The organism is Exiguobacterium sp. TDN 0502, from assembly GCF_050846835.1.
Classification (GTDB): domain Bacteria; phylum Bacillota; class Bacilli; order Exiguobacteriales; family Exiguobacteriaceae; genus Exiguobacterium_A.
Genome location: NZ_JBOZGJ010000017.1, coordinates 23481 through 48808 on the forward strand (window position 1 = coordinate 23481; position 25328 = coordinate 48808).

Annotated in this window: 39 protein-coding genes; 18 read left to right on the top strand and 21 right to left on the bottom strand. The window is 48.1% G+C overall.

The annotated features are described in order from the left end of the window. Positions 1-51 precede the first annotated feature (51 nt). Complete coding sequence (locus tag ACRPK8_RS14185) at positions 52-483, top strand: hypothetical protein (protein ID WP_432238736.1); 432 nt, start codon at positions 52-54, stop codon at positions 481-483. 135 nt (positions 484-618) lie between these two features. Here the strand turns inward: ACRPK8_RS14185 and ACRPK8_RS14190 are convergent, their stop codons facing one another. Beyond that, positions 619-813, bottom strand: a complete 195-nt coding sequence (locus ACRPK8_RS14190) for a hypothetical protein (RefSeq protein WP_432238737.1) — start codon at positions 811-813, stop codon at positions 619-621. An 84-nt stretch (positions 814-897) separates the two neighbouring features. Between ACRPK8_RS14190 and ACRPK8_RS14195 the strand changes: the two genes are divergently transcribed. After that, positions 898-1224, top strand: a complete 327-nt coding sequence (locus ACRPK8_RS14195; protein ID WP_432238738.1) for a DUF3139 domain-containing protein — start codon at positions 898-900, stop codon at positions 1222-1224. Positions 1225-1286: 62 nt separating this feature from the next. Here the strand turns inward: ACRPK8_RS14195 and ACRPK8_RS14200 are convergent, their stop codons facing one another. The 3 genes from ACRPK8_RS14200 to ACRPK8_RS14210 form a co-directional block, all read right to left on the bottom strand. Next, a complete protein-coding gene (locus ACRPK8_RS14200; RefSeq protein WP_432238739.1) occupies positions 1287-1535 on the bottom strand; it encodes a hypothetical protein in 249 nt (82 codons plus the stop codon). A 36-nt stretch (positions 1536-1571) separates the two neighbouring features. Then, positions 1572-1748 (bottom strand): hypothetical protein, encoded by a 177-nt coding sequence (locus ACRPK8_RS14205; RefSeq protein WP_432238740.1) that lies wholly within the window; start codon positions 1746-1748, stop codon positions 1572-1574. 281 nt (positions 1749-2029) lie between these two features. After that, complete coding sequence (locus ACRPK8_RS14210) at positions 2030-2779, bottom strand: SDR family NAD(P)-dependent oxidoreductase (protein WP_432238741.1); 750 nt, start codon at positions 2777-2779, stop codon at positions 2030-2032. A gap of 81 nt (positions 2780-2860) precedes the next feature. Here ACRPK8_RS14210 and ACRPK8_RS14215 point away from each other — a divergent pair, with 81 nt between their 5' ends. Further along, positions 2861-3268: a MerR family transcriptional regulator gene (locus ACRPK8_RS14215; protein WP_432238742.1), complete on the top strand. Its 408-nt coding sequence runs from the start codon at positions 2861-2863 to the stop codon at positions 3266-3268. Here ACRPK8_RS14215 and ACRPK8_RS14220 read toward each other — a convergent pair. Beyond that, the gene (locus ACRPK8_RS14220) at positions 3238-4311 is read right to left on the bottom strand and encodes a threonine aldolase family protein (RefSeq protein ID WP_432238743.1); all 1074 of its coding nucleotides are present in this window, start codon (positions 4309-4311) and stop codon (positions 3238-3240) included. The two genes, ACRPK8_RS14215 and ACRPK8_RS14220, sit on opposite strands and share 31 nt — an antisense overlap. Positions 4312-4435: 124 nt before the next feature. On the opposite strand from ACRPK8_RS14220, the gene ACRPK8_RS14225 reads away from it, so the two are divergent. Both ACRPK8_RS14225 and ACRPK8_RS14230 read left to right on the top strand, forming a co-directional pair. Continuing rightward, entirely contained in the window at positions 4436-5116 is a 681-nt protein-coding gene (locus ACRPK8_RS14225) for a hypothetical protein (RefSeq protein ID WP_432238744.1), read from the top strand. 200 nt (positions 5117-5316) lie between these two features. After that, positions 5317-5610 carry a hypothetical protein gene (locus ACRPK8_RS14230; protein WP_432238745.1) on the top strand — a complete coding sequence of 98 codons (294 nt, stop codon included), beginning with the start codon at positions 5317-5319 and terminating at the stop codon, positions 5608-5610. A 59-nt stretch (positions 5611-5669) separates the two neighbouring features. Here the strand turns inward: ACRPK8_RS14230 and ACRPK8_RS14235 are convergent, their stop codons facing one another. From ACRPK8_RS14235 to ACRPK8_RS14250, 4 genes are all read right to left on the bottom strand, one after another. Continuing rightward, positions 5670-6806, bottom strand: a complete 1137-nt coding sequence (locus ACRPK8_RS14235) for a diguanylate cyclase domain-containing protein (protein WP_432238746.1) — start codon at positions 6804-6806, stop codon at positions 5670-5672. Positions 6807-6940: 134 nt separating this feature from the next. Then, on the bottom strand, positions 6941-7213 hold the full coding sequence (locus tag ACRPK8_RS14240) for a phage holin (protein ID WP_432238747.1): 273 nt from the start codon (positions 7211-7213) through the stop codon (positions 6941-6943). Then, positions 7183-7818: a M15 family metallopeptidase gene (locus tag ACRPK8_RS14245; protein WP_432238748.1), complete on the bottom strand. Its 636-nt coding sequence runs from the start codon at positions 7816-7818 to the stop codon at positions 7183-7185. Before ACRPK8_RS14245 ends, ACRPK8_RS14240 begins: the two co-directional genes overlap by 31 nt. After that, positions 7818-8573: a helix-turn-helix domain-containing protein gene (locus tag ACRPK8_RS14250; protein ID WP_432238749.1), complete on the bottom strand. Its 756-nt coding sequence runs from the start codon at positions 8571-8573 to the stop codon at positions 7818-7820. Before ACRPK8_RS14250 ends, ACRPK8_RS14245 begins: the two co-directional genes overlap by 1 nt. Positions 8574-8660: 87 nt before the next feature. Between ACRPK8_RS14250 and ACRPK8_RS14255 the strand changes: the two genes are divergently transcribed. Continuing rightward, a complete protein-coding gene (locus tag ACRPK8_RS14255; protein WP_432238750.1) occupies positions 8661-9158 on the top strand; it encodes a DinB family protein in 498 nt (165 codons plus the stop codon). Positions 9159-9194: 36 nt separating this feature from the next. Here the strand turns inward: ACRPK8_RS14255 and ACRPK8_RS14260 are convergent, their stop codons facing one another. Together ACRPK8_RS14260 and ACRPK8_RS14265 are read right to left on the bottom strand one after the other, a co-directional pair. Then, on the bottom strand, positions 9195-9680 hold the full coding sequence (locus ACRPK8_RS14260) for an NUDIX hydrolase (protein ID WP_432238751.1): 486 nt from the start codon (positions 9678-9680) through the stop codon (positions 9195-9197). After that, positions 9680-10210 (bottom strand): DUF402 domain-containing protein, encoded by a 531-nt coding sequence (locus ACRPK8_RS14265; protein ID WP_432238752.1) that lies wholly within the window; start codon positions 10208-10210, stop codon positions 9680-9682. The genes ACRPK8_RS14260 and ACRPK8_RS14265 overlap by 1 nt, the downstream gene beginning before the upstream one ends. 157 nt (positions 10211-10367) lie before the next feature. Here ACRPK8_RS14265 and ACRPK8_RS14270 point away from each other — a divergent pair, with 157 nt between their 5' ends. Together ACRPK8_RS14270 and ACRPK8_RS14275 are read left to right on the top strand one after the other, a co-directional pair. Continuing rightward, a complete protein-coding gene (locus ACRPK8_RS14270; protein WP_432238775.1) occupies positions 10368-11477 on the top strand; it encodes a GGDEF domain-containing protein in 1110 nt (369 codons plus the stop codon). 82 nt (positions 11478-11559) lie between these two features. After that, on the top strand, positions 11560-11808 hold the full coding sequence (locus ACRPK8_RS14275) for a hypothetical protein (RefSeq protein WP_432238753.1): 249 nt from the start codon (positions 11560-11562) through the stop codon (positions 11806-11808). A 45-nt stretch (positions 11809-11853) separates the two neighbouring features. Here the strand turns inward: ACRPK8_RS14275 and ACRPK8_RS14280 are convergent, their stop codons facing one another. Genes ACRPK8_RS14280 through ACRPK8_RS14290 form a run of 3 tightly spaced genes read right to left on the bottom strand, consistent with a single transcriptional unit; the run spans position 11854 to position 14367 of the window. Continuing rightward, positions 11854-12540, bottom strand: a complete 687-nt coding sequence (locus ACRPK8_RS14280; RefSeq protein WP_432238754.1) for a polysaccharide deacetylase family protein — start codon at positions 12538-12540, stop codon at positions 11854-11856. A gap of 15 nt (positions 12541-12555) precedes the next feature. Continuing rightward, positions 12556-13683 carry an MGDG synthase family glycosyltransferase gene (locus ACRPK8_RS14285; RefSeq protein ID WP_432238755.1) on the bottom strand — a complete coding sequence of 376 codons (1128 nt, stop codon included), beginning with the start codon at positions 13681-13683 and terminating at the stop codon, positions 12556-12558. Between the two features lie 54 nt (positions 13684-13737). Next, the gene (locus ACRPK8_RS14290; RefSeq protein WP_432238756.1) at positions 13738-14367 is read right to left on the bottom strand and encodes a DedA family protein; all 630 of its coding nucleotides are present in this window, start codon (positions 14365-14367) and stop codon (positions 13738-13740) included. 163 nt (positions 14368-14530) lie between these two features. Between ACRPK8_RS14290 and ACRPK8_RS14295 the strand changes: the two genes are divergently transcribed. The 3 genes from ACRPK8_RS14295 (at position 14531) to ACRPK8_RS14305 (ending at position 16158) form a co-directional block, all read left to right on the top strand. Beyond that, complete coding sequence (locus tag ACRPK8_RS14295; RefSeq protein ID WP_432238757.1) at positions 14531-15091, top strand: DedA family protein; 561 nt, start codon at positions 14531-14533, stop codon at positions 15089-15091. 85 nt (positions 15092-15176) lie between these two features. Next, complete coding sequence (locus tag ACRPK8_RS14300) at positions 15177-15587, top strand: DUF2231 domain-containing protein (RefSeq protein ID WP_432238758.1); 411 nt, start codon at positions 15177-15179, stop codon at positions 15585-15587. A gap of 28 nt (positions 15588-15615) precedes the next feature. Continuing rightward, entirely contained in the window at positions 15616-16158 is a 543-nt protein-coding gene (locus tag ACRPK8_RS14305) for a GNAT family N-acetyltransferase (RefSeq protein ID WP_432238759.1), read from the top strand. A gap of 21 nt (positions 16159-16179) precedes the next feature. On the opposite strand, the gene ACRPK8_RS14310 is transcribed toward ACRPK8_RS14305, so the two are convergent. The 3 genes from ACRPK8_RS14310 to ACRPK8_RS14320 are packed head-to-tail and all read right to left on the bottom strand — an operon-like array spanning position 16180 to position 19226. Next, positions 16180-16584: a GtrA family protein gene (locus ACRPK8_RS14310; protein ID WP_432238760.1), complete on the bottom strand. Its 405-nt coding sequence runs from the start codon at positions 16582-16584 to the stop codon at positions 16180-16182. Further along, on the bottom strand, positions 16581-17537 hold the full coding sequence (locus tag ACRPK8_RS14315) for a glycosyltransferase family 2 protein (protein ID WP_432238761.1): 957 nt from the start codon (positions 17535-17537) through the stop codon (positions 16581-16583). Before ACRPK8_RS14315 ends, ACRPK8_RS14310 begins: the two co-directional genes overlap by 4 nt. 15 nt (positions 17538-17552) lie before the next feature. Next, positions 17553-19226, bottom strand: coding sequence for a DUF6044 family protein (locus ACRPK8_RS14320; protein ID WP_432238762.1), 1674 nt, complete (start codon positions 19224-19226; stop codon positions 17553-17555). A 154-nt stretch (positions 19227-19380) separates the two neighbouring features. Here ACRPK8_RS14320 and ACRPK8_RS14325 point away from each other — a divergent pair, with 154 nt between their 5' ends. From ACRPK8_RS14325 to ACRPK8_RS14335, 3 genes are all read left to right on the top strand, one after another. Then, complete coding sequence (locus ACRPK8_RS14325; protein ID WP_432238763.1) at positions 19381-20172, top strand: hypothetical protein; 792 nt, start codon at positions 19381-19383, stop codon at positions 20170-20172. Beyond that, positions 20165-20488, top strand: a complete 324-nt coding sequence (locus ACRPK8_RS14330; RefSeq protein ID WP_432238764.1) for a hypothetical protein — start codon at positions 20165-20167, stop codon at positions 20486-20488. The genes ACRPK8_RS14325 and ACRPK8_RS14330 overlap by 8 nt, the downstream gene beginning before the upstream one ends. Before the next feature lie 134 nt (positions 20489-20622). Further along, entirely contained in the window at positions 20623-20904 is a 282-nt protein-coding gene (locus ACRPK8_RS14335) for a hypothetical protein (protein WP_432238765.1), read from the top strand. Positions 20905-21177: 273 nt separating this feature from the next. Here the strand turns inward: ACRPK8_RS14335 and ACRPK8_RS14340 are convergent, their stop codons facing one another. Both ACRPK8_RS14340 and ACRPK8_RS14345 read right to left on the bottom strand, forming a co-directional pair. After that, positions 21178-21360, bottom strand: coding sequence for a hypothetical protein (locus ACRPK8_RS14340; protein WP_432238766.1), 183 nt, complete (start codon positions 21358-21360; stop codon positions 21178-21180). Between the two features lie 129 nt (positions 21361-21489). Next, positions 21490-22125: an NAD(P)-dependent oxidoreductase gene (locus ACRPK8_RS14345; protein ID WP_432238767.1), complete on the bottom strand. Its 636-nt coding sequence runs from the start codon at positions 22123-22125 to the stop codon at positions 21490-21492. A 164-nt stretch (positions 22126-22289) separates the two neighbouring features. Here ACRPK8_RS14345 and ACRPK8_RS14350 point away from each other — a divergent pair, with 164 nt between their 5' ends. Beyond that, positions 22290-22727 (top strand): Rrf2 family transcriptional regulator, encoded by a 438-nt coding sequence (locus tag ACRPK8_RS14350; RefSeq protein ID WP_432238768.1) that lies wholly within the window; start codon positions 22290-22292, stop codon positions 22725-22727. An 11-nt stretch (positions 22728-22738) separates the two neighbouring features. Here ACRPK8_RS14350 and ACRPK8_RS14355 read toward each other — a convergent pair whose 3' ends face one another. Next, positions 22739-22915: a hypothetical protein gene (locus tag ACRPK8_RS14355; protein ID WP_432238769.1), complete on the bottom strand. Its 177-nt coding sequence runs from the start codon at positions 22913-22915 to the stop codon at positions 22739-22741. A 138-nt stretch (positions 22916-23053) separates the two neighbouring features. Continuing rightward, positions 23054-23455, bottom strand: coding sequence for an NAD(+)--rifampin ADP-ribosyltransferase (gene arr, locus ACRPK8_RS14360; RefSeq protein ID WP_432238770.1), 402 nt, complete (start codon positions 23453-23455; stop codon positions 23054-23056). 197 nt (positions 23456-23652) lie between these two features. Here arr and ACRPK8_RS14365 point away from each other — a divergent pair, with 197 nt between their 5' ends. The 3 genes from ACRPK8_RS14365 to ACRPK8_RS14375 all read left to right on the top strand — a co-directional run bounded on the left by ACRPK8_RS14365 (position 23653) and on the right by ACRPK8_RS14375 (position 25197). After that, positions 23653-24183, top strand: coding sequence for a hypothetical protein (locus ACRPK8_RS14365; RefSeq protein WP_432238771.1), 531 nt, complete (start codon positions 23653-23655; stop codon positions 24181-24183). A 152-nt stretch (positions 24184-24335) separates the two neighbouring features. Beyond that, a complete protein-coding gene (locus tag ACRPK8_RS14370; protein WP_432238772.1) occupies positions 24336-24650 on the top strand; it encodes a MarR family winged helix-turn-helix transcriptional regulator in 315 nt (104 codons plus the stop codon). Positions 24651-24774: 124 nt separating this feature from the next. Continuing rightward, positions 24775-25197 carry a MarR family winged helix-turn-helix transcriptional regulator gene (locus ACRPK8_RS14375; protein WP_432238773.1) on the top strand — a complete coding sequence of 141 codons (423 nt, stop codon included), beginning with the start codon at positions 24775-24777 and terminating at the stop codon, positions 25195-25197. The last annotated feature ends 131 nt before the right edge of the window (positions 25198-25328 follow it).

The window sequence follows — 25328 nt, forward strand, 5'->3', positions numbered from 1 at the left end:
CTACATTTAATTTATGTAGTATATACTACACAAATTAAGGAGGAACTCACCTTGAAAAATCCTGAGACGACTCATCCCTCAGCATCTTTGTTTACCAAAAGACAAAGTATCATCTTAATTTTACTCGGTGCATCGTTTTGGTTCGTCGGTGCCATGTCAGTCCGATTTGGTTCTGAGATCGGGATGTTTGAAAATGCCGGAAACGTGATCGCCTTTCTAATTGGTTTACCGGTTTCGTGGATTTCCGTCATCATCATAAAAAAGGTAGCTCGTTTGAATGCCGAACAGCTGGTACCTGGTGTAAGTCTCGGACTGTTAGTCGCGACGTTTCTAGACGGAATCGTTCTGACATGGGGCACAACTTTGTATGGAACAGATCCTCTGCTTGTCGGACGTGGGGCAGCGTGGATTCTTTGGGGAGTATTCGCCTTTCTTGCCTCTGCCTTCGTCGAAGCACGACGGACGGGTCATAAAATCATCTGAATACGAAAAATCGACGGTCTATTCTAAAGAAGCAAAAGTAGATAAGGAACTGAAGCAGGTGGAATCACGTGAAACGGAGAAGCCTTAGTCTTATGAGAACTATCTATATACAAAGAACGATTGCCTTTCGTTAAATCAATTGTTCTTTGTATCTGCTTCCGTCTTTTCAACACGGGCAGCCTCGAAATTACGATAGATCGTGAATCCAACCAGGCCAATCAACCAGATGATGCCGTAACCTAATTCCCAGTCGAATCCGTAATAGAAAACCGACGACGTGATGACAACAATCAGGACTAATCGAATACTGGATAGATGATATTTACTCATGGGTTAACCTCCTTTTTTTCGACACCGAATAGATAGGTATCACAAGAAGTACTCATAAAACAACAACAGATTGGATGGGGTCATATGAAAAAGGAAGTACGTCCACTCATCTATACGCTAATCGTTCTCCTCATGTTGATTGCCGCCTACCCCACGTACCTTTTCGTTTCTAAAACGTTTACTGAAATTAAGATTGAACGCATGTTAGTTAAATCAGGATACGAGCGAGATATTTCAAATAAAGAAACAATCTTTGAGTCGAAGACCGGTAGATATGTGTTAGAAGTCGAATACACGAATGAACCGGACTATACGTACAACTATGAAATCATTGGAGGTCACGTACTAACGAGTGTGTACGATCAGCATCAAGTCGAGGTGACTGCCCCCGGTCAACATGAATTGAAGTAACTGGCATGTTGAAATGAAAAACGAGCCGCCTCCACGCTTTCGTGAATCGACTCGTTTTTCATTTAACCCTCTTCTTTCATGTTCAATAATTCTGCCGAGCGAATCGTAATCTGTTTTGTAGCATCGTCGATGGAAATGACACAATCCGATGTTGGTTTTAACTGCAGGACATCATTTTGATCCAACCACAACACTGCGCTCAGTTCGATGAAGTTTCCCATCACTACCACTTTTCGCACTCTCTCATCAATGACAGCTTCCAGTTCATCATCTAAGTTGATTTTCCAGCCGAAAAATTCGCTGACGCTCATTTTTTATCTCTCCCAATCATTCCTACGTTCTCTAGATCATTCCACCGTAGAAAACGTCACCTTCCATTTCTTCCGCGCAATCAATACAACGATCAGCGAAGCCAACAAAGATATTTTAAGCGTCGTATCATCGATTACCTGTAGCCCATAATGAAGTGAAAAGAGCTTCGTAAGCAGGAGAACGACGAGTCCTAAGAACATCATGTTTTTCATTAAATCACCTCTTTTCCAATGGTCATTCGGTTTTCTGTCAATGTGATGTAATGTATTGCCTAGCTTCACACCTCTTGGCTTTTAAATCTTGATATAGTTAAACTAATACAAAAACATAAAAAAGGGGATTTAATCTTGATAAAAAATCCATAATTGGAAATTAACTAAGAAACTCTTTAAAAAATAAGTGATTAATGTACTTTTTTCGATTATTCCATATGAACTAATACTTACATAAAGAAAGTCCCTTTCTCATTCGAAAAAGGGACTTTCTTTGATTATTACCCCGCGTAATTAAACAACGGACCTCGCAATTCGAACTCATATGTCTCTCCGTCGACGATGCCGACGATCGCATCACTTTCGATCAACTGATGCAGGAATCCTGCCATCTCAGCTGCCGTATGGTACTTCTTGACGTTCTTGCTATAGTCGAATCCTGCTTCCCCGCGTGAACGATCGGCGAATTCCGTTTCTGTTGCAGCCGGTGCGAGCACTTTCGCCCGGAGTTTCGCGCCGCCTTTTTGCAGTTCTTGCGCAAGACCTTCCGTATAGGCACTGACATAGAACTTCGTCGCGCAATACGTGACCGCGTTCGGCACGATCCGGTAGCCACCAGCTGACGAGATATTAACGAGTGTTGTTCCTTCGACGTCATGATGATCGCGGACGAATAGACTTGAGAGAATCGTCAGCGCTTCGATGTTCAAGCGGAGCATCTTCTCGATTTTTCCGAGATCGATGTCTTGGACGAGATCAAAATCACCGAATCCGGCGTTGTTGATCCATGTCTCGATTTCGAGTTCCTTCAATCCTTCATATAAATCATGAACGTTTTGGTTATCGGCGAGATCGACGGATTTCAGGATAACATCACTATCTGGTGAAATCTGTTTGACTTCATCCCGAAGTTTTTCGAGCTCTGACGTCCGTCGTGCGACAAGGACAAGTGATTTCCCATTTCCTGCGAGTAATTTTGCTGTCTCATATCCAATTCCTGAACTAGCTCCTGTAATGACTGTGTACTTCATCTAGCATGCCCCTTTTCGATTTGGTATAGTGAGAGTCTATTCCTTAGAGTGAACTCTAAGTCAAGCAGAAAGGTGAGATTCATGTATACGATTTCTGAAATCAGTCGCCTGACTGACACGAGTGCCCATACCATCCGTTATTACGAGAAGGAAGGACTGCTGTTTCCGAAACGTCAAAATGGTCAACGACGATACGACGACCAAGACGTGACGTGGCTTCGCTTCGTCCTCCGCTTACGCGAAACACATATGCCGATCGGGCATATCCGTTCGTATGTGTCGCTGTTCCTTGCCCACGGCGAACAGGATACGACGCGGGAACGCCTCGCGTTACTTGAAGCACACCATGCGAACGTCGTAGCGCAACTCGCTGCCTTACAAGAAACGGAACGAATGATTGCAGAAAAAGTCGACACCTATCGTCGCCTCCATCCTACGATTCCCGCTCCTGACTCTCTTCAACCCTCTGCAAATACCTTGGTCAATTGACGAAACATGGTTTCGAGTTCTTCGTCCGAAATGCTGAGGGCACTGTCTCCGACGTTGATTTCCGTCGCACAGACCGACCCCTTTTCTACTAGATAACCGGCAATCCCGATGCCGGTCGATTGGTGGATCTGGACTAACTGTTCTTCGACATCCCGTTTCGTCCCGTTGAAGTCAAGATGAAACATATTCGAGACGGGTTCAAGCGGACGAGTCGAGATGCCAGGAATCGCGTTCAATCGCCGCGCCAGTTGTTTGGCGACCGCATGGTACGTTGCCATGTGGTCTTTTCGCTGTTCAAAATAATGATCGGCCGACAAAATGTACGGATACAAGCTGATCAAGTCTCCACCATACCGACGTTTCCAAATCCGTGCCTTTTGGCAAAACGTTTCTGATCCAGCTAGTATTGCTCCTGCGACACCGCCAAGGCCTTTATAAAAAGAGATATAGACACTGTCAAACAACTGCGCGATCTCTTTCGCTGACGCCTCATAGTAAGGTAAGACCTCAAGTAACCGGGCACCGTCCAAGTGTAGACGGATTCCTTTTTCGCGTGCATATGCGCAGATGACTTCGAGTTCCTCACGCGACGGGAGCAATCCACCAATTTCACGTTGCGGCAACTCTAGCAGCAAACAACTGACTTCCGGCAAGGCTTTGACGTCGTCAAAGGTCATCAAACGATCGGCTTCACCGACTAGTACTGGTTCAATTCCGTGCAATTCCTTCAAACCATCCTGTTCGTGAATCTCAAGATGACAGAGTGGATGATACGCAACATGACGATTATCCTGTTCATCTGACCAAATGCGCAGTGCAATTTGCTGCGCCATCGTCCCGCTTGGGAAAAAGACCGCATCCTCGTGTCCGAGCAAGTCTGCCATCTTGCGTTCAAACGTCTTGATCAATTCACCGTTTCCATAGATATCACTCGGTTGATCAGCGTCAATCGTTTGTAAGGCTTCTTGCAAAATACCGACCGTTCGGTTTCCATGACCATCGAGTCGTTTTGTTGTTCCTTGATAACTCGTCCGTAAATCCATTTATTTCATTCCCTTCTGAAACAATGACTATTTTTTGAAAAAATCAAAATATTCCCTCTCCACTTTTGCTATACTGTGTAGCGAAAGTCTGTTAAACGTATTCGTCAAAGGAGGTGTCCCTATCGTGCAAACGTTTCGCGCTCGCCTATTGTTCCTTATTCCACTCATCTGTCTACTACTACTTACCGTGCAACACTTCGTTCCGTCACTCTATTCTTCACTGCTTGGTCAACTTGATCCCGCAACGAATACGACGTGTGGATACCGGTGTGGTCCAAAAGAAACGATTGTCGATACGACGGAGGAAGGAACGTCTTATGGCGAAACGACCATTACGACGACCGCAACGGAAGACCCGGTTACGCCCTGGTTGCGAACCGGTTTTGATTCATCGGTGGTTGCACCTCCTTATCTTCTCATCTTAGGTCTCGTTCTCCTGTTTTGTAGCTGGTTTTTATGGCACTATCTCCAGTGGATTCGTCGTCCTCGTATCGATGCCTCGGGTTATGTCCTTACACCACGTTTTCCGATTTTCATCTATGAGACAAAAGACCTGCCTGCAGACTCGATACGAAAACAACTCGCTTACTTTAACGAGCAACTCCCGCTCTCCTTACAACGTCGGACATCTGAAACCGTAACGGAATGGTTCGACCGAATTGCTTTCCCGTCTCCTGTTGATCCGATCTACTTTGAAGTGCGATATGGGAAGCTGCCTGTCATCTCGACACATCAATTGACCTTCTTCGTTCAAGCGATGGAGCAGTACCTTCGAAAATGCCAAGTCCGATCATCGATCTCTTGAATTCTGCCGCCCTGCTCATTGAAGCTCGGTGGTTTTTCTTTTGCTGTCGAGTAGGATGACATCTTGAAAGAAGATTTCAAGTGTTTTTAAAGTTTGGGTTGACTATTTTTCAAAATCAGACGATTAGTTGCCAGAAAACTGGGTAATATAGACTATAGTAGAGAAAAAGTCGTTCAACCAGGAGAGTGAGGTGAGAGAAGATGATCAGTGCGCAAGAAGCCTATTACATTAAGAAGGAATTGAATGAAAAATTCGAGGATCCCCGGATTTCCTGCGATTTTTCCATCTTTTCGCTTGAACCGTTCCAACTTCTCTTACACGTACAAGAAGATGTCGATGAGCTCAGTACCGAAACACGGTATGGCTTAAGCCGTAAGATTCGTTCCCAGCTCACACAACTCGATGCGCGTGTCGGTGGTGAACCTGTCAAGACGGTCTATGTCATATCGGCGCCTCTCATTTCTGATCGTTCGTATTGCGTCATCTTACAATGAAAAAATCCCACACGTGAGCATCGCATCTCACGCGTGGGATTTTTGTCGAATTCATATTTTCAGCCTGCCATGTCACCGATTTGGTTCCGACCATTCTCTTTCGCCCGATACAACGCTTGGTCGGCTTGATCGATCACCTCTTTTTCCGTCGTCTCCACTTCCGGTATAAGCGACGTCAAGCCAAGACTGACACTGACCCGACAAAGCGGCTCATATCGTTCGTGTGCGATGTTCAAGTCGAGAATGTCCTGACGAATCCGCTCCGCAATCTGACGCGCCTCTTCTGCTCCATGCGACAACAGGACCGTGAATTCCTCTCCGCCGTACCGTGCGACTTGCCCATGACGTGCCTGACGCTTCAAGACGCGGGCGACTTCCTTCAAACATTCATCCCCTTTTAAATGACCATACGTATCATTATAGGACTTAAAGGCATCGACATCGATCAATATCAGGGAAAGTAGTGTCTGCTGTTGTTTGGCTTCTTCGAGGAGATGTTCCAATCGTTCATCGAACGCCCGTCGATTCGGGATGCCGGTCAAGGCGTCGTGAAGCGAACGATGAATCAAGGCTCGTTTACTGCGTTCCATCCGAAACGTCTGGATGAAAGCGATCAAGACAAGAACGGCAATGCTCGCGACAACGACGATGACCCACTTCGCAGCACTTGATGCTTGTTCGGAACGATTCGTTGCTTCAGCAATGATTCGGTTGACGTCCGTCCGTAGACGGGCATCGATCGGGCGAAACGTCTCGATGAACTGCATCCCTTGATAGCGCTTTGCCTTAGCGGCTGCTTGATCCCCGCTTCGAACGAGTGCCAGTTGTGCATCATAAAACCGGGTTGCTGTCTCAATTCGTGGAATCGCTTCCGTCCGGACGAGTTTTCGCATGATTGGATGATTCTCATCGAGTTGATTGAGTCGCTTGACCGTTTGATCAAGCCGATCAATCGTCCGATCATACTGGGCTAAATCCGCCTCGTTCGGCGAGAGGATGTAACTGCGAACGACTAGTTCAAGATTTAGTAACGCCGGAAACAACTCTGCTGCTTCCGTCGAGATTGGAATCGCTTCGTTTAAGATGCGTGCATTCTCTCGTTCGATTTTTAGGAAAGCTTGATAGCTCCAAACGCTTGTAAATAAAAGCGCACAGAGTGCCAAAAACAAATAGCGCTGCAACGTTGACCATTTCACAAAAAGACCGACCTTTCTTTCTCTTTCTAATTAACTAAAGTCTATCCCTTCTATCGGTGTCTTGAAATCAAACTGTTAGTCGTTTGTATGAAATAATGCCCGTTGCCGACACATTCCAAACGCTCCCAGCCCACTCAATCGGTTATGGATGTGTTTTCCATCTGTTCCTGTGCTTGTCTTCGTCTTAGTGCCCGTTCTGTCACGTCATTGTTCTTCCACCAAGCAATGAGCAGACCGACTAGTCCAATCAGACCGGTCACGAACCGCTCGACGTCACTTGACGACACCGGTAATGCTGTAAAACCGAGTGTCGGTAAGAGTAATTCAAGAAAAACATAGAGCGGGATCAACAGACGAATCCACGCCTGAACACGGATCATGGCGACACCGGAAAGAGACGCCGCCATGTTTGCGGACCAACGATCCCGTCTACCGCAAGCCGACATGTCTGTTGAAACGCTCGAACAGCATTTGTCAATCGGGCATCAAACACTCCGGTTACCGCTAGACCTAATCGTTTTTCAATTGTCCGAACGAGTTCCGGTGCTTGGATCCGTTCGCGGAGATAATGTCCTGGTTTTGGCACATGATGCCGCGCAAGACTAACATGATCATACAGTTCGAAGTGTGGATAGTCCGGAAAACGAGACCAATCACCTCCCCAGTTCATTCCGCGCCGCTTCATCGCCGCAACGATCCGCCGGAGTCGCGCATCTGGCGGAGAAAGGAACAATGCGCCGTTTTCGTAAAGGAAGACGTCGATTGCGATACCAAAGTTATGGTTCGATTGACCACCTCGCGCTTGCGTGACGATTGGTCCTGATGTCGTCCGCCCTTTCGCATATAATGCATTTTGTTCCGCAATGCTCCGAAAGCTTTGCGCTATCCCGAGCTTGATCCCTTGCGGATAAAGCTCTCGAATCACGTCACGCGCGATTCGGACGACAGTCGGATGCATGCCGGGAACGGTTAGTTTTTGATTGGCACGTCGGAGTAACTCTTCTAGTTGCATCAGGCTCCCTCCCTTGTCAATGCTTGTAACAATTCAGCGATCTCAGCATCATCAGGAATGATTTGCTGCTCTTGTTGTTTCGCCTCGTAAGCGCGTTGTGCTACTTTTTCTTGTTCCATCCAATTTGGTAATTGAAATAATGAATTATCTCTTCTTGAACGTTTGGTTATGCGTTTCGGCCGTTCAGCTGGTAATCCGGTCGCGAGACGCTTGACAATTTGTTCGATGTACCCGAAATGACGACTGTTCGCGCGAGCTGCCTCTTCGATTGCGTACTGAATCCGCTCAATCGGATGCTCCGACGCAAGTTGTAGGAGTTCTTGTTCGATCCGTGGCGTCGCCTTACCGAGATTCGTCTCGTACTGCTGCACCAGTTCCATTTTTAAAGACGGTTTCTTCAAGACTTCTTCTTCGGGGTCAGCTGACACCTCAGGGGCAGTCGCATCCTGACTTACCGGGGGTGTACTGTCGACACGAGGCAAGACACGGTAGGCATTTGATGTCTGTCCTCCGTGTTTCGTGAACCGTTCGACTTTTTCAATTCGTCCACTCGCAATCAAAGACTGGATACACGACTTGACCGTCGATTTGCTGCACGGGACAGCATCGGCAATCGTCTGATAGGACGGAAACGCTTGACCGTCCTGACCGCTGAAACTTTCAAGGATCAGGTAAATCATCTTTTCATGGACGGATGCAAATGCCGTCCCGCTCCGTAAGAGCGTATGGGGAACCGGAAGATATGGGTCTTGCATGGTGATTCCTCCTTTCTAGGTAATATGACAGGAAGAAGTGACTGTTTGTTCGAAAAGAATAAGGACTAGTTTTTGAGGAGGGGCATGATGAACGATCTATTCGCGTTTTATTTGCACGAGCTTGATCACTATCAACCGGACGACTTAATTCATCACATCGATCACGACATATGGTCGATCAGCCAGATGTACGATCACTTGATCGTCGTCAGTCATGAGTATTTAGATGAGGTCGAGGCGTGCCAGCATGCACCGGTAACAGAGTCCGGGAAGTCTCCGTTCGGGGATAAATTATTTGCTGCCGGTGCGTTTCCAGCGACTCCGATCCGATTACCGGATGCGATGAATGCACCACCTGACGAGACCGATCAAGTCGAACGATTACGGACGCGCTGGCGACAGCTAATCGATCGTCACGCTACGCTTGCACCAATCGCTCAGTCGACACCATCTGATCAAAAAACGCAACACGGTGGAATGGGTTGGTTGAACGCAGCTGAGTGGTATGCTCTCATCTCGTACCATCTCGCCCGTCATCAGCATCAAAGACGACGACTCGATGCTGCATTAGCGAATCGAACGTGAAAAAAAGCGCTCTCCGCATGCGAAGAGCGCTTCGATTCATTTTAAGACGTGCCAGTTCGTAAATTGCCGTGCCTCAAGATCGAGCTGTTGTTCTTTTATCCAGCGAAATGCTTCGAGCACGAGCGGTGATGCGTTATCGATTGAAACTTCATCTGCCTTGACCCAGCGTGCACCGAGCGAATCTTGACCGGCAAATTGTTCCGGTATCCCGATTGCACCGCCTGTCTTTTTTACGAGGTAAAAGACGGCGATATGATGCACCTCGTCGTATTCCCGCCACTCCCACGGCAACTTGAAATCAGCGACACCGACTTGCCGCTCGATCATGATCTCGAGCCCGGTCTCTTCATTGAACTCGCGACGCATCGCATCGGCCAGTGTCTCCCCTTCTTCGAGACTCCCTCCGGGTAAATCATAGCGGTTGATATACGGTCCCCCATTCTTGTCGATGACGAGCAAGGCATCATCTTTCATCAACAAGCCATAAACACCGAATGCCCGGTGGCAACGGATCGTTTTCATTATGCATTCCTCCCTCTATTCATCTGCAGGACGGTCGGGATGAACGCATCCAGAAAGCCATCAAACGGAAACTGTTGCTCTGCGATGCGTTGTTGTAGATCGAGCAGCGACGTACGGGTTCGTTCGATCAGTTCGACGGGATACTGATACAACTGTTGGTTTTCTAAAAATTCGTCCTCATCGACGACCGTCCATGCTCCATTTCGATAGACGAGATCGAGATCAAGATCGATGAACGACACGATTCCTCCTTGCAGCACCGGCGGGAGACAAATGTTACAGTAATAGGTCGCCTCGCCAGTAAGCTCTACATCGAGTCCGACCGTGAAATCCGCGTCAAGCGGATAAAATTCAAGACTGTAGTTATCGTATGTATAGATTGCTTCCCGTTGATGATGGTGTAACGTCCGTCCTGGCGTATTTGCGACGATAAGGAACGTCTCTGTCTGCTCGAGGACGATTCCTTCCCAAGAGTAATGTGGACGTCCGTCATATTTTTTCGCTTGAATCGTCAACCGTGTTGCTTCCAACTTCATCCCTCCCTCTAAAGCTCTCTTATTTTACCAAATGATTTCATTTGAGCAAGTCTTTACCTGAATCTTTAAAATTTTGAGATTCTCGCGTTGACATCCCTTGCCAAACTGCTATCGTGAAAGTATCACTATCACACTCAAGGATGTGGAACCGATGTTCATTGCCGAGTTGTTATTGAATGCTTGTATTGCCTTCACCGGCTTTTATTTGATCGCTAAAATCATCTATAGTCAACGTCTCGTCTCAAGCAGTTTAAAATCACTCATCGTCGGTCTTGCGACAGGACTGCTCGGAGTGCTCTTGATGTTTAAAGGCATTGCCGTCAATGAGTCGTTGCGGATGGATTTACGTCATCTGCCGCTCGTCCTGCTCGCTTTTTACGGTGTCCGCTCCCCTCTCATCATCGCGACACTGATCATCGGTTGCTCCCGCTTTTATTTCGGCTGGACGCCGCAAGCCGTCGTCGCTTTTATTGCCGTTCTCGGCATTAGCACAGGGATGTACTTCATCCATAAACGGTTGGTCCATCGGCTGTTTCTTCAAAACATCGTCATGAACGTCTGGGCACTGTTCATGATCACGATTGCGGTTTCGATCAATCTTGGATTTAGTGACGCAGCACTTCTCTTGCTCGCCTCCACCTGGTCGATCGGTCTTGCCGTCGGAGTTTTATCCAGCCTGTTGACACTTGATTTCCAAACGCTCAATCAGCAGGTCCAGCGCTATAAACAATCGGCGGAACTCGATCACTTGACGGGACTCTACAATCGGCGGGTCTGGGATGAGCGGACGGCGATGTTAGAGACAGAAGGACGTTGCTATAATGTGCTCGCGCTCGATATCGATCACTTCAAGCATGTCAACGATACATACGGACATGCGAACGGTGATCTCGTCTTGCAACAGTTCGCACGAATTCTGCAGGAAGAGACGCGTCCGCACGATATCACGGCTCGGATTGGCGGGGAGGAGTTCATGGTCCTCGTCTATGATTTGACGCCGTCGAAAGTGACGAAGGTCGCCAACCGGATTCGGGAACGAATTGCCAGTACCCGCTTTCAGCTCGACGGATACCAAGCGATCTCAATCACGGCATCGATCGGCATCGCGCACGGGAAGCATGTCGCCGTCCAGCGCATGAATATTTTAGCGGATGAAGCGCTATATGCTGCAAAGGAACAAGGTCGAAACCGTGTCATTCTGTATGAAGATAATGCCGAGGCAGCGATGACGACACATGACCGTGAACCGGTCCGTTCGTAAAAAGTAGCAAGATTTAGAGATATTTGATTGTTCAGTAAGGTATACCGCAAAAAATTCCATACCATCCATAAGGAGTGAAGCAATGAAAGCCGATTTTGAGTTCATGACGACGTCAGAAACGATCCTATTCGTCAGTTCCTTTTTCATGTGGTTGTATGTCGGTCGTCATTTCGTCATGATTACGACGTTCGACGAACTGTTTTTAACGCAATCTTGGTGGTTACTTCTTCCGATCATCACCTTCATTCTATTCTTACGCTCGTTCGTCGTGCGACGTTTGATTCAGCACCATAGCCAAGAAGATGATCACGAGAGCTCACGCGAAGCATGACCAACGTAAGAGGAGGACCTACCTTGAAACCGGTAGGTCCTCCTCTTACGTTTGATCGATTCGCCGGAACTGTAAGCCGCGTGCTTTCCACTCCGGTATCAGCTCCCGAAGCGCGGCAATCGTCTGTACCGGTGCTTGCAAATCTGCTCCGAACGTCTCCCCGTTATCATGCAGCAGGATGATATCGCCGGCTGACACATCAGCAAGCAGTCGCTTGATTTTCGCTTTCCCCCCGTCTAATTTCCAGTCCTCCGCCATCTTCGACCAGAGAACCATCTTGTACGGGGAAGGACATAGGATATCACCGGCATTGAGTGCGCCCCATGGCGGGCGGTAGACTGTCGGCCGTTCACCGGTGATCCGCTCGATGACCGTCGCGGTTCGTTCAATCCCGTTGCGGACCGTCGCTGGTCGCATCGACCAGTTCGGTCGATGAACGTAGTTGTGGATGCCGACTTGATGCCCCTCTTCCTGCATCCGGCGAATGATGTCCGGATGCGCCTCCGCTTTATGACCGACGACGAAAAACGTCGCCTGAATTTCTTCTTGCTGTAAGAGGTCCAGTAATTCTCCTGTATACACCGGATCTGGACCATCATCGAACGTCAAAGCGACATATTGTGAATTGAGTGACTTTGTGACACGCCATCCAAAGACACGTGACGCCATATACGGAACGACCGTATAGGCAAGTGTAGCGAGAACTCCTGCTGTGACTAACCGTGACCGCATCTGCATAACGCTCCTTTATCCGTTTACTTTTTGTTGATCACCCTCGAGGCATCCGGCAAGCCGCTCCGCAAAAAACGGCTGATCGGCTACGACTCGCTCGCTTTGATACTGCGTGACCGCCTGTTGCCAGGCGTGCATGACATCCGGATTCTCTAGTGTGCGACGGATGACGTCTACGAGTGCATCCGTTTGATCGAACGAGAACGCAAGCCCTTTCTCTAACAGGTAGTTCCGATTGATCTCCTCTTGTCCCGGCAGGACATGCTGGATGAAGAGCGGTACGCGCTTTTCGAATGCTTCACTGACCGTCACGCCACCCGGCTTCGTGACGATCGCATCCATCTGTTCATACAATTGATTCATTTCGACCCGCGAATCAATATAGGCGAGCGGATGGATGTGAGGGAGTTGCTGTGAGGACAACCGCTTGAACAACGAGCGATTATTGCCACACAAGACGTAAAAATCCGCTGCCGTACATCGTTCGATCTGTGCAAGCAACGTCTCGAGTTGTCCCAGTCCGCCATTACCGCCGGCAACAAGAATTTGCTTCCGTGATTGACTCGAGCGGAAGATCGAACCACCCGAAATCGCCGGATGAACGGGGATTCCCGTCACGAACAATCGCGCTTCCGGCACATCATGATGCTCGTACAACTCCCGTTTTGCCTCTTGATTCGGTAGGAGATGATACTCGATTTGCGTTTTTCCCCAAACACGACTGACGAACAGATCGGTATAGGCATTGATGACGGGGACGTCACATGACCCGCGTTCCTTCAGTTGATTCAAGAGATAGGAAGGAAACGCATGCGTACAGATGATGACATCGGGTTGTTCTTCCCGGATGATGCGTAGCATCTGTTGTTGAAAATAATGCGACGTCCATCCTGTCGACCGGGTATTGCTGGAACGTCCGGCAATATGCCGATGATAAAAACGGCTGTATCCGCTTGAGAAATGCCGGATCCAGTTTAAATAAAATTTCGACGTCACCCATTCCGCGAACGGACTGATGGTGCTGAGCAACTCCACTTCCTTGATTTCGATTCCTGGTCCTTGAATGCGCTCCGCAATCGCTTCTGCGACGAGATGATGTCCCGAGCGCATCCGTAAAAACGGGAAAATCACGATCTTTTGCATCTTGTCCACTCCTTCAGACTGCCCCCTAAGTTCTTCTCTTAAAAGAAGTATCGTTCACTCTTCTTTTCCCACTTGTTTTTTTCCTGAAACGACGCGTTTTTCAAGTCGTTTCCGTTTCAGCCATTTAACGAAGACCCCAATGAGGAACAGGACGAGTAGGCCAAATCCGAAATACGGAACGACTTCCGGATTGATGTGAAGTGACTTTCCGGCAAAATGACCGAGCAGGACAAAGGGGACAACCCATAGTGCTGAACCCACAACGGAAATCATCAGATAATGCCAAAACGGGACTTGTTTCATTCCGGCGAAATACGGATTGATCTGCCGGATACCCGGGATATAGAATCCGACTAAAAGGGCACGGTTGATTCGCCCCATGTATCCGCTCGACAGCCGGTCCCACCGTTCTCGAGTCAAACCGATGAATCGCCCGTATCGGTATACGGCGGGGCGAAAGAAACGACCTGCCGCATATGCCGTCAGCATGCCGACAAGCGTACCCGCATATGCCGTAAGGATGGAATACACCAGCCGTTCCTCATCCTGTCCGCTTAAAATGCCGATCAAAACGAGTAACGACTCCTCCGGTGCCGGAATTCCCACGATTCCGAAAAATAAGAAGATGAAAATGACGCTGTATCCATAGGCGTCAAGATAATGATTCACCGTGTCCATGTTCATGTTGTCACGTCCTCTACTGCTGTTTCTCTTTTTTCTTTCCTCGACGCCTTCCGTAACCTATTCGGTATCAATCGAAAATTCCCTTTTCCCCTCTGCTTCAACCTTCAGCAAGATTCATTTTCTGCTGAAACGGAAAAAGAACGATGAAAGGAGGTCTATCCTCATGCATTGGCAACAGTTGATGGAACAGTACCGTTATCTTGGCATCATTCTCGCCTTGTTCGCCCATTTCATCCCGACTGAGTTGATTTTAGCGTATGCCGGATACCTCGTTTCGATGCAGATCGTCGCCTTCCTGCCGATGCTCCTCATCGCAAACCTGGCATTCGTTGCCTCCCAGAGTGTATTGTATACGATCGCATACTGGGGTGGACCTCCCGTCCGGTTACGGTTGGCGAGGATGTTCCCGAAATTCACGGATCGATTGACGCAGTTCGAACATCGCTTCCACCAGCATGGCAGCTATTACCTGTTACTCTCCCCGCTTTGGAAGACATTGTTCGCTGTTCTCGCCGGATTCTTACGGATACGGTTCGCGACTTTTGTTTGGTTGACCAGTGGCTCTTTTTTGCTTTGGTCCTTATTGTTCATGTGGAGCGGGGTTTTGCTCGGTGAACGCTGGTCAATGGTCGCTCATCTCGTCATGCGTCACGCGACATGGGTCATCTTTGTTACGGTGATTCTCATCTGGGGTCTTCGACGTGCACTCCACCATAAAAAGTGATGCATGCCCCTACTTTTCAAAATCGCCACTTGTCCGCTTCTACGATTTGGTAAAATGCACCTAACTCATCAAAGGAGGTTCTTTTATGCTCAACGGTATCCCGCTTCACCCGCTTGTCGTACATGCCCCGATTGGCTTGTTATTGTTCGCGACGTTGCTACTTCTTGGTTCGCTCCAGTGGACCCGCCTTAAATTATTTGCTTTGATCACGCTCGTCGTTGGATTATTATCCGGAATCGTCGCCTACATCACGGGAGACGGCGCCGAAGAGTTCGGAATCGATAAATGGAACTTGGAGCGAGCCGATATCCATCAGCACGAGAACTTTGCTTTATACAGCTTGATCACGTTCGGTATTTCATTAGTGTTCCTGTTACTGAGCTATCGTTCAAAAGGAAAGACCTGGTTGGTAGTTAGCCTGATCGTCGCCTTAATCGGCAGCGGTCTTCTCGCGTACGCCGGTCACCTCGGTGGTCAAATGGTCTACACACGCTAATAGCCCGACCTAGAAAACGGAGGACTATATGTCAGATCACATCACTATCAGCATCCGTCCGCTCGATTCGGCGACCGTTGCCGTCGTCAATGAGACAAACGATGCCTTTCCGGTCATCGGATACGTGTTGCCTCAATTCATCAATGGAGAATGGTCGTATGAAGAACAGCTCTACGACCATCCGCAGTCAATCCGGTTTCCAGATGACCACCTCGACTGGGCGACGTACATCCATAGCGCGGACCGGATTGTCCTGCTCGCCTTTCTCGATGAGGCGTGCGTCGGACAGATTCGCCTGCACCGGGACTGGAACCGGTTTGCATACATCGAAAACATCGCTGTCCGGAGTGACTATCGCCAGCATGGCATCGGTCAACAGCTTCTCGAAGCTGCCGCGCAATGGGCGAAGGACAAGCAGTTGGTCGGTCTATCACTAGAAGCCCAGCACGATAATGTGATCGCCTGCCGGTTTTATGCGCGTCACGGATTCAAGCTCGGTGGGGTCGATACATTAAAACAATTCGCAAATCCACACATTGATTGGACACTTTACTGGTACAAAGTCTTCTAACTTCAACAGACGCCTGATCACTTAACGTGGACCGGGCGTCTGTTTTGATTTTTCGTCAAATACCCAAATCGATTGTCCGATAAAGTTCAACCCTGTATAAAGGACCATTCCGATCAAGATGGCAATCGTCTCGGAAAGAGTCGGAAACAGACGATGAACGATGGCTAGGCTCAGGCGATATGCGATCAGGTAACTCAGCAGGACGACGAGGAGAAAACGAAGACAGTAGCGGAAGCCGCCCGCCGCCTGTCGAAACGTAAAACGACGGTTCAACTGATAACTGACGAAGACACCGCAACCGTTTCCGATTGCCGTTGCTGCCCAGTAACCGGTATGGACGATATGAAACAGGAACAACGTGATGGCGAGTCCAACGATCGTATTCATGATACCGACAAGCAGAAAACGCCCGAACGTCGCCATCATTGTCGTTTTTCCTCGACGACATAACGGGGGCGACGCTTGACTTCCTGATAAATCTTGCCGATGTATTCCCCGATCAGTCCGATCCCGAACAATTGCAGACCGCCGATGAACCAGATGGACATCATCAAGGAAGTCCACCCATTGATCGTCTCCCCGACCATTTCACGATAAAAGGCATACCCGACGAATCCGGTCGACACGATCAGCATCAACAAGGAGACCAGGAAGAGCAGCTTGATCGGTCGGACGCTAAACGAAGTGATGCCGTCCCATGCGAGCTGTAACATTTTTCGCAATGGATATTTCGATTCCCCCGCTTGGCGTCGTTGCCGTTGATATGAGACTGTCGTCGTCTTAAATCCGAGTGTCGGAACGATTCCGCGCAAGAACAGATTCCGTTCTGGAAAATCACTGAGCGTCTCGACGGCGCGCCGGCTCATCAAGCGGTAATCGGCGTGATTCGGAATCGTCTCAACACCAAGTAACGTCATGACGCGATAAAAGCCTTCCGCCGTCGTCCGTTTGAACCAGCTGTCGGATGAACGATCCGTTCGAACGCCATACACGATGTCATGTCCGGTATGAAAATGTTCCAAAAAAGCAGGGACAATTCCTAAATCGTCCTGTAGATCGGCATCGAGCGAAATGAAACACTCGGCTTGCGTGCGGCTTTCCTTCAACCCGCCAAATAATGCCTGCTGATGTCCGACATTGTGGGCAAGCTTCAGCCCATGGAACTGCTCGTCTTGGTCATGGGTCGCAACGATACACGCCCACGTCGCGTCCTTGCTTCCGTCATCGACGAACAGGACGAACGAGTTAGGCGCAATCAGCCGTTCCTCCTTCCACTGCATGAGCAACGACTGCAACGTCGTAATCGTGAGCGGCAACACGTCCGTTTCGTTGTAACACGGAATGATGAAAGCAACTGTCGGTCCTGCGTTCGTTTGCATCGCTTTTTCCTCCTCTTAGCGAATCCGATATAACCGAAGCGTCCATGCTGATTGAGGGTCTTGAAATGTTCGGATGAGGACGAAGCCCTTTTGCCGTGCCTCCTTGATCGTCACCGCAGAAATCAGATACGTTGCTCCCATTTGTCGCATTTGGCGTGTATTCAAGCGAAGATCATTGATCGTTTTCGGATGCTCGGACGTCACCATGTCATTTTTTCCGAGTGCTGCCGAGAAGACATAGACACGGTTCCCCCATGTATCATAATAGCGGCGTAATACCGGACTTTTATTTAATTCCCCTTCGATGATCCGCCGGAACTGCCGCTTATAGCGAAGTGGATAAAAATTGACGTATCCGTCGATCGTCTGCAGCCCATTGTACTGGGCAATCGCCGGATGGAGACCGAGCGAAGCCACACGATACGTCGACGTCGGACGATCAATCTCACGTTTGATCGCGTCAAACTGACGGGTCGCATAAAAGGCGCGATAGCTTGGTTCGTTTCGATAGACGTTTTCTGGATGCCAAAGTAAAAGAACGATTGTTTGTGCGATCAACAAGCGTTTGATCCACCGCCGCTTCGCATGAAGCCAGAGCCATTCTAGAGATAAAAAGAATAAACCATACCAAATCATCGGCTGTAAAAAATGAAAGCGCGAGAAGTTGAACGTCCGTAATAAACTGATGTGATCCTTGAGCGGGTTCCATCCTGTGTAAAACCAACAAGCGTACCAAATCGACAATCCGATCAACAGATACGTCAAGCGACGGATCCGTCGCGGGAGTTGACCAGTCTGACGCCAGGACCAGATGACGACTAGAGCGAGCGTCAACAACAGAATCGGTGCTTGAGCGGCCCGGTCATGCGTGTGTCCGAATACAAGATGCTTCAGCACCAGTCTTACCGTCGCCAACAGTCCGTTTTGTCCTTCTTCAAAATCATTGCGGCTCGTTGGTTCACTATCCCATAACAGTGAGTAGACCAGTCGATATTCAATGAGCAGATAGAGTAGCGTCTGACCGATGAACGCCATCCAAAACAGACGATGGAAAGAGCGCGCGCGTATCTCTTTGATCGCATGATAAACGGCAAGGAAACATAAGAAAAAACAGATTCCTAAGACAAAACTGGAGTAAAAAGGAACAAGAAATAAAACGAATAGACTGATGCGTCGCTTTTGATAAAGCCACAAGTTCCAATACGCCCACAGCAAAAGCGGCATCCCGAGCGTACTGAGCATTCCGGACGGCCAGAACGGGGTCCAGGCAAACAAGACCGCGCACCAGACGACGATAGACAGCGGCAATCGATTACGCCCGTAATCACGCAGTAAGAGATACATCCCGATAAAAGCAACCAGTCGCGTAATGAGCTGACTGATGACATACGCCGTAAACGGAGAAAACCATTCATACAACCAGATGATGCCTGAAAACGAACTGACGAATGCATTACGAGAGACGACGCCGTTCATCAATCCGGGAACCGTCGCCCCGAGCCCGGCGTGAACACTCTTCGTCTCAACTAACCAGTTATACCAAGCGACATTCGAATCCAGATTGTCATGGATACGAACATGGCTATCCTGACCGAGCAGGATCATGGGTAAGACATAACATATCGCACAACCAATTCCGATCAAGAACAGTCTACGGTCCCGCATGATAATGTCCTTTCCTTTTAACATGACAAGTCGATGGTATAGTGTTCCTCTCATTTCCTTTGTGTAATCCTTTTCCCATCAGATTACATAGTCGATAAAAAAATCACGCAACCCTCTTCCTCTGTCGTATACTAAAAGTACTAAAATATGGAAAGTGGGTCCATTTTATATGCAGCTAGTGTCGCGCGTATTTCTTTCGAGCGTTTTGATTGCCTTCTTGTATGCATCGTTTACTCGAATCACTCTCCTGCTTTTAGGTGAAGACGATCTTTCTTTCGTGACTGCCTGTCTGATCGGATTCGTTTACGCGTTTCCCGTCATTCTCACCGGATCATTGTTATCTGATAGTCTGCTCTACCTCACTCGAACGGTAGCACTTCATTTCACGACGCGTCTCATCGTCAATCAGGCGGTCGCCCTGTTGTTGAGTCTTGTTTTGATTCCGCTTGTCTTGAATCATTCTTTTTCGAGCAGTTTCGTCCTCTTCACTTGTGGTGTGGCGCTGATCTGTCTCCTTGTTTCCGAAATGGCGCGGACATATCCGGCGTCAAATCAGCATTTGTCCGGCTGGTTTTTCCGGATTGTCCTCAGTTACTTGCTGTTCTCCATTCTTTCAGGATCGATAGTCAGTTTTGTCCCGACCATATCTCGAACGGAACAGATGATGCATAATCACGCGGATGCATTGCTGCTACTTTTCGTTAGTGGGATCGGACTGGCTGAAGTCATCTGTTCTTTTCTGTTTTCGAAACGGTCCCTGCCATGGACATCTCAGCTGTACATCCATATCGGCATCGTTTGTATCCTGGCTGGCAGTTCTTACTTCTTTACTTCGCTTCCGGTAGCCTTATTTTTCGGTAACGTGTGTGCCGCATTGACCTATGTACTGATTTCTCGTCTGTTCATCGTCATGAAGACTGGAAAGGAGGAGTACCATGATTCGTCTGTCATTTCGACTTGTGATGAGTAATTGGATATTTCTGATGCTGTATCAACATCTTCCATCGTCACCACGCCTCATGCCCGATCCGGACGTCGGCTATTATCCGGGTGTCTTTGAGACGTTACTGTCGTTTGCGATCGTCATTACGGTCGGTGGTATTCTGACCGATGCAATTCGTTACTTCCGATTTCGCTCACGTCCATTATCTTGGATCTCACATTTCCTTTTGAATCAAGGCATCGCCTTATTACTCGGTGGCATTTTGTACTCGTATTCAATGGTCTGTTTCAACCGCTTTATTTTCAAGCGATCGCGAGTAGCGCCGCTTTCCTGTACTTTTTGATGACCCGTTTGACATTGCTATACAAGAAAGATTCAACTGTTTAATATCAGCCATTTCCTTACAGTTTTGTTAGATAAGAAAGACGCGTTAGGCACTATACTGAATCTATCGTTCAGTAAAAGGAGACATGCCCTATGTTTCGTCAAAAATCACTTCTGTACTTACTGATTTTCATGTCCTTCGGTTTAGCCTTCGATACGGTCACAGGATCGTCTCTCATTCCATTCGTCGCACCGCTTCATCAATTGATTGCCTCACTTGCGTTGACGATCACGACCGCCTGTTTGACCCTATTCTTTATCTTCTACCACGGCGTTCGTCCGCACCTCGAATTCCTGATTGTCCTCCCTTTTTTGATTTTGACCAGTGGCATCACGTTCCTCTTCGTCTTCTTGAGTGCAATGACGGTCATTTAACGTCACCAAAAAGGGGCTGACTCAAAAGTCAGTTTCTACACAGATAAGGGTGGCAGAATGATGATCTGCCACCCTTATCTCGTAAAAAAGAATGACTCATTACACGCCACTCCTACAGGAAAAAGCGCATTTTTGCGCTGTCAGAGACAAACAAGACCCGCTTTCCTGCTTGAACGAAGCAGGAAAACTGGCTTGTGTCTCGCCTGAGGAAAGGGCGTGAAAAGACGAGTCATTCTTTTTTGAGTCAACCCCTTTTGAGTCGTAATATGTACATCACGGTTTGGCATGAAGCTCCAGCAACGGATTGGTGTCACTCGGCCAATTGATCTGTCCTGCGTAATGATCCTCAATCGTCTCGACGGGTTCCGACCGCTCGAACCGGGAAGGTTGCGTAGACGTCGTACAGACGATCAAGACCGCTAACAGACTGATGATACTAACATAGCGTCGCAGCATGATTTGAACTCCTTTTATCGTTTCTATTCTCAATTTTAAGCAAATCACAATGCTTCGCCATCCGTCCTCCGCTGTATTCCGTACTCCTCCTATCAAAAAAGACCGACTCTAAAAGTCGGTCTGACACCATCATCCTTGTTCGCCAACGACCGAGAACCGTTCGTTGAGATGCTGTCCGTTTTCAAGCTCATCCACTACAGCAATCGCGTAATCTGCATAGCTGATATAACTTTCGCCTTTCGCGTTCAGAATCATCTGCTCGCCGCCGACTGTATACGTTCCTGTGCGTTGACCGCTTGGATCAAAGAATCCAGCGGGACTGAGATAGGTCCATGTTACGTCCTGTTCCCCTTGCAATTCAATCAAGTTTTTCCCCATGTTCGAGGCTGTCGGATAGTAGGCTTCCGGGAAATCTGGTGTTTCCATGACGCGTGTCGAGTGACTCTCGTTAACGAACAGGCTTCCGGCACCCCCGACGACGAATAGTCTCGTTTTACTTCCAGCTAGTAAATCGATCAAATGACGCCCGACTTCGATATGTTTCGTTTCCTCACCCGGTGCTGCATTAAACGCATTGACGATTGCGTCAAATCCATTTAGATCGTCTTTCGTCAGTGCTAAAACATCCCGCTCAAGAATCGTCACGTCTGCTGTCACTTTTGCCGCGTTCCGGACGATTGCCGTGACGTCATGTCCACGTGTGATTGCTTCTTGTACAATCAATTGCCCTGCTTTTCCTGTTGCGCCGATGATTCCGGTCTTCATCATGATTCCTCCTTTTGATATGTAACTATTTCGATTACATGTAACCAATATAGTTACAAATATTTAATTTGTCAATCCTCATGCTTCTCATTCCCTGTTTCTTGCCAAATGAAAGATTCAACGTATAATGAGAGAACAATGTTTATACAAAGGAGGGTCATCCGTTGGCCATCAGTACACGTTTTTCGGTCGGCATCCATATTCTTTCGTTGATTGCGACCGACGAAAAGATGACATCGGACTTGATTGCCGGCAGCGTCAATACGAATCCGGTCGTCATCCGCAAAATCATGAGCATGCTAAAAAAAGCTGATTTGATCGCGGTCCGTCCAGGTGTTGCCGGAGCACGACTCGCCCGACCGCTATCTAGTATCACGCTTCTTGACGTCTATCACGCGGTCGCTGTCGTACCGGATAAGGAACTGTTCGGCGTCCATGCCGCACCAAATCCCGATTGTCCGGTCGGACGAAATGTCCAATCGACGATCACACCGATCTTCGAGCTCGCGCAATCCGCGCTTGAGAAGGTACTGGCTCACGTCACACTTGATGAGATCGTCAGTGAAATCGAACAAAAAGAAGCATCGTCCTCGAAAGGATGATGCTTCTTTCATTACATGAACCATTGATAAAACAGGTACCCGCCACCGAGCACGACGAGCACCGCAAGCATCTCCAGTCCGCGCATCCCGTCGATTTGTCCTCGGGGTACGGCACTACCGAGACCTTGATCGACACCGTCACGGAGATGATCGAGTGGTTGTTTCTTCTCTTGTTTGAAGCGAGACATTCGAACGACCCCCTTTTTACATATTGTACCACTTGATCCTTCTCATGTAAGCGAGTAGTTCATGTTAAAAAAGTCCATCATTTTTTGACTGAATTGAAATAACAAGTTTCAAAGAACAGCATACGTCAAACCAATGCATCAATCGATGATCGTATCCTTCCCTTCTGCTCGTAACTGCTGAAGTGATGCTTTCATCGTCTCAATCTCTTCGTCCGTATGCCGTTCCCACGTTCCGAGCTCGGCGACGATTTTTACCGGTTCAGTCGAGCGATAGGACCGGGTCGGATTACCAGGGAATCGTTTGTTCGTTAGATTCGGATCATCCTCATACGATCCGAGTGGCTCAACGAGATAAATATGTTCTGCAGCATCTGATTGTGCGAGCTCCGCTCCCCATTTTGCTGCATCGAGGGTCGCTGTGAAATACACATGCCGGAGCGGTTGGTCCCGAAAATTTGATGCATGTACTGGTGTCAATACGTCTCCGATGTGAAGCGTAGCTCTCGTTCCATGAAAAAACGGGCCTTCGACTGTCTTCATACTATGCGCCTCCCGATCTCTTAAGTAGATTCAGTATAGTGGGCAGATCTCTTGAAATACAGTCTGTTTTAAATTGACAGTTTTAGGTATACTTATAGCAAAGAAAGACAGTTGTCGTCGGATTGTAACTCGTTTTTCGTCACTGGTTCGGGCATGATGGATTTAGTTACTTTATCATAGGAGGTCATCCGTTTAACGTGAAGTTCTTTAAAACTTTAGCGAAAACCGAAGAGGCTGTCTGGATTCCAGAAGCCGAGTGGCACACCGTTTGTGAGCAAGAAGGACTGACCGTTCCAAGTCATCCGCAAGAGCAGATCGTTGGGCTTGCGTATAACAATCAGCGTCAAGTCGTTGAAGTCACACGTAATTTGCGTCCTCCGGCACTCAGTTATTATGTCACGATTCTCGAGCAGCCCAATAATCGGTCCCTTATCTCTAAACGATCATTCCTAACCGTGCTTCATGAACGGACGGAACGGACGTCGACCCTTGAATTCGGCACGTTTAGTTTGCTTGAAATCAACGTCCGCGAAGAAGGTCTTGGCGAACGTGGTCTGATGCTAGAAGCACTCATTCAGGATATCGAAAAAAAATATACCCACTATGCTATTCGTGGTGATTACGCGACGATCACCTTACAAGGACGCGTCTCACAAAGTTGTTTTACGAAATATGGCTTCCAATTGAAGGATTCGTACCTGACTTTAACGAATACGGTTACTTCCTAAAAGACCTGTCTTGATCAGGTCTTTTTTATATGAGGTTCATGTCAATGATGGGAAGTGATGGTTTTCCTTTAAACTAGTAGCAATACATATTTTTCATATGGTATGGTAAAAGTAGTTTATCAGCATTACATTCTACATTTAAGAGGTTCCGAATGACAACAACTACAGAGACATATCCCATGACATGCTGGAATACAATTTCAACCTATCACAATCAACAAATCAAACGCGTCAATGCTTTCTTGAAACAGTGGGATCTTTCCCATACGAATCTAGAAGTGTTACGCTGTTTACACACCACATCATGCACGAGCCAGAAGGAGATCGCCGAACGGATCCAAGTGACCGACGGAACGATTTCACACGGAATCAAACGACTGTTCGACCGGCAGCTGATCACACGTCAGCGGAAGTGGAAGACGAACTATCTTCTGTTGACGGAAAAAGGAACTGCGATTCTTCAATAAGTGATGCCCGCCTACGAACGTTTTCAACATGAACAATTTGCCGCTCTGACGGCTCGACAACAGGAAGAATTAATCCGTTTCTTCGATAAGCTCAACCCCGCATGACGAAAGAGGAGGAACACCTATGACCTTCACATTCGAATCTTCGATGCAGCACTGGAACGCCATTCAGCGGATTCACGGACGTTATTCGAAAGAAGTCAACGATGTACTGAAACCGAAAGGACTCTCGAAGTCTCAATTTGATTTATTGATGACACTGTATCATCAAGAAAGTGCGACGCAGAAATCACTGGAACGAACGCTTGAACTGTCGAGTGGTGCTATTTCGCAAACCGTCAAGAAATTACTTGCCGAGCACCTCGTCATCCGGAAACGGATCAACCGGGAAAAACGGATTCTCTTGACGGAAGATGGTGCAGCGCTGATTCAAACATCAGCGCCCGAGATCGAAGAAATCGACGACCGCTATTTCCGTGCCTTTACATCGAAAGACCACGAAACGTTTGATCAATTACTGCATAAGATGCAAAGCAAGCATTTTTGACCGCTTGAGATTGTTAAACCATGAAGAACCCTTACCTTTACTGATCGTTCAGTAGATTGACACTCCCACGGCTAAAGCCGCAAGCCCACACCGTTGGTGAGGGTGGGATTCTCAAGTGCTTGGCGGACTCA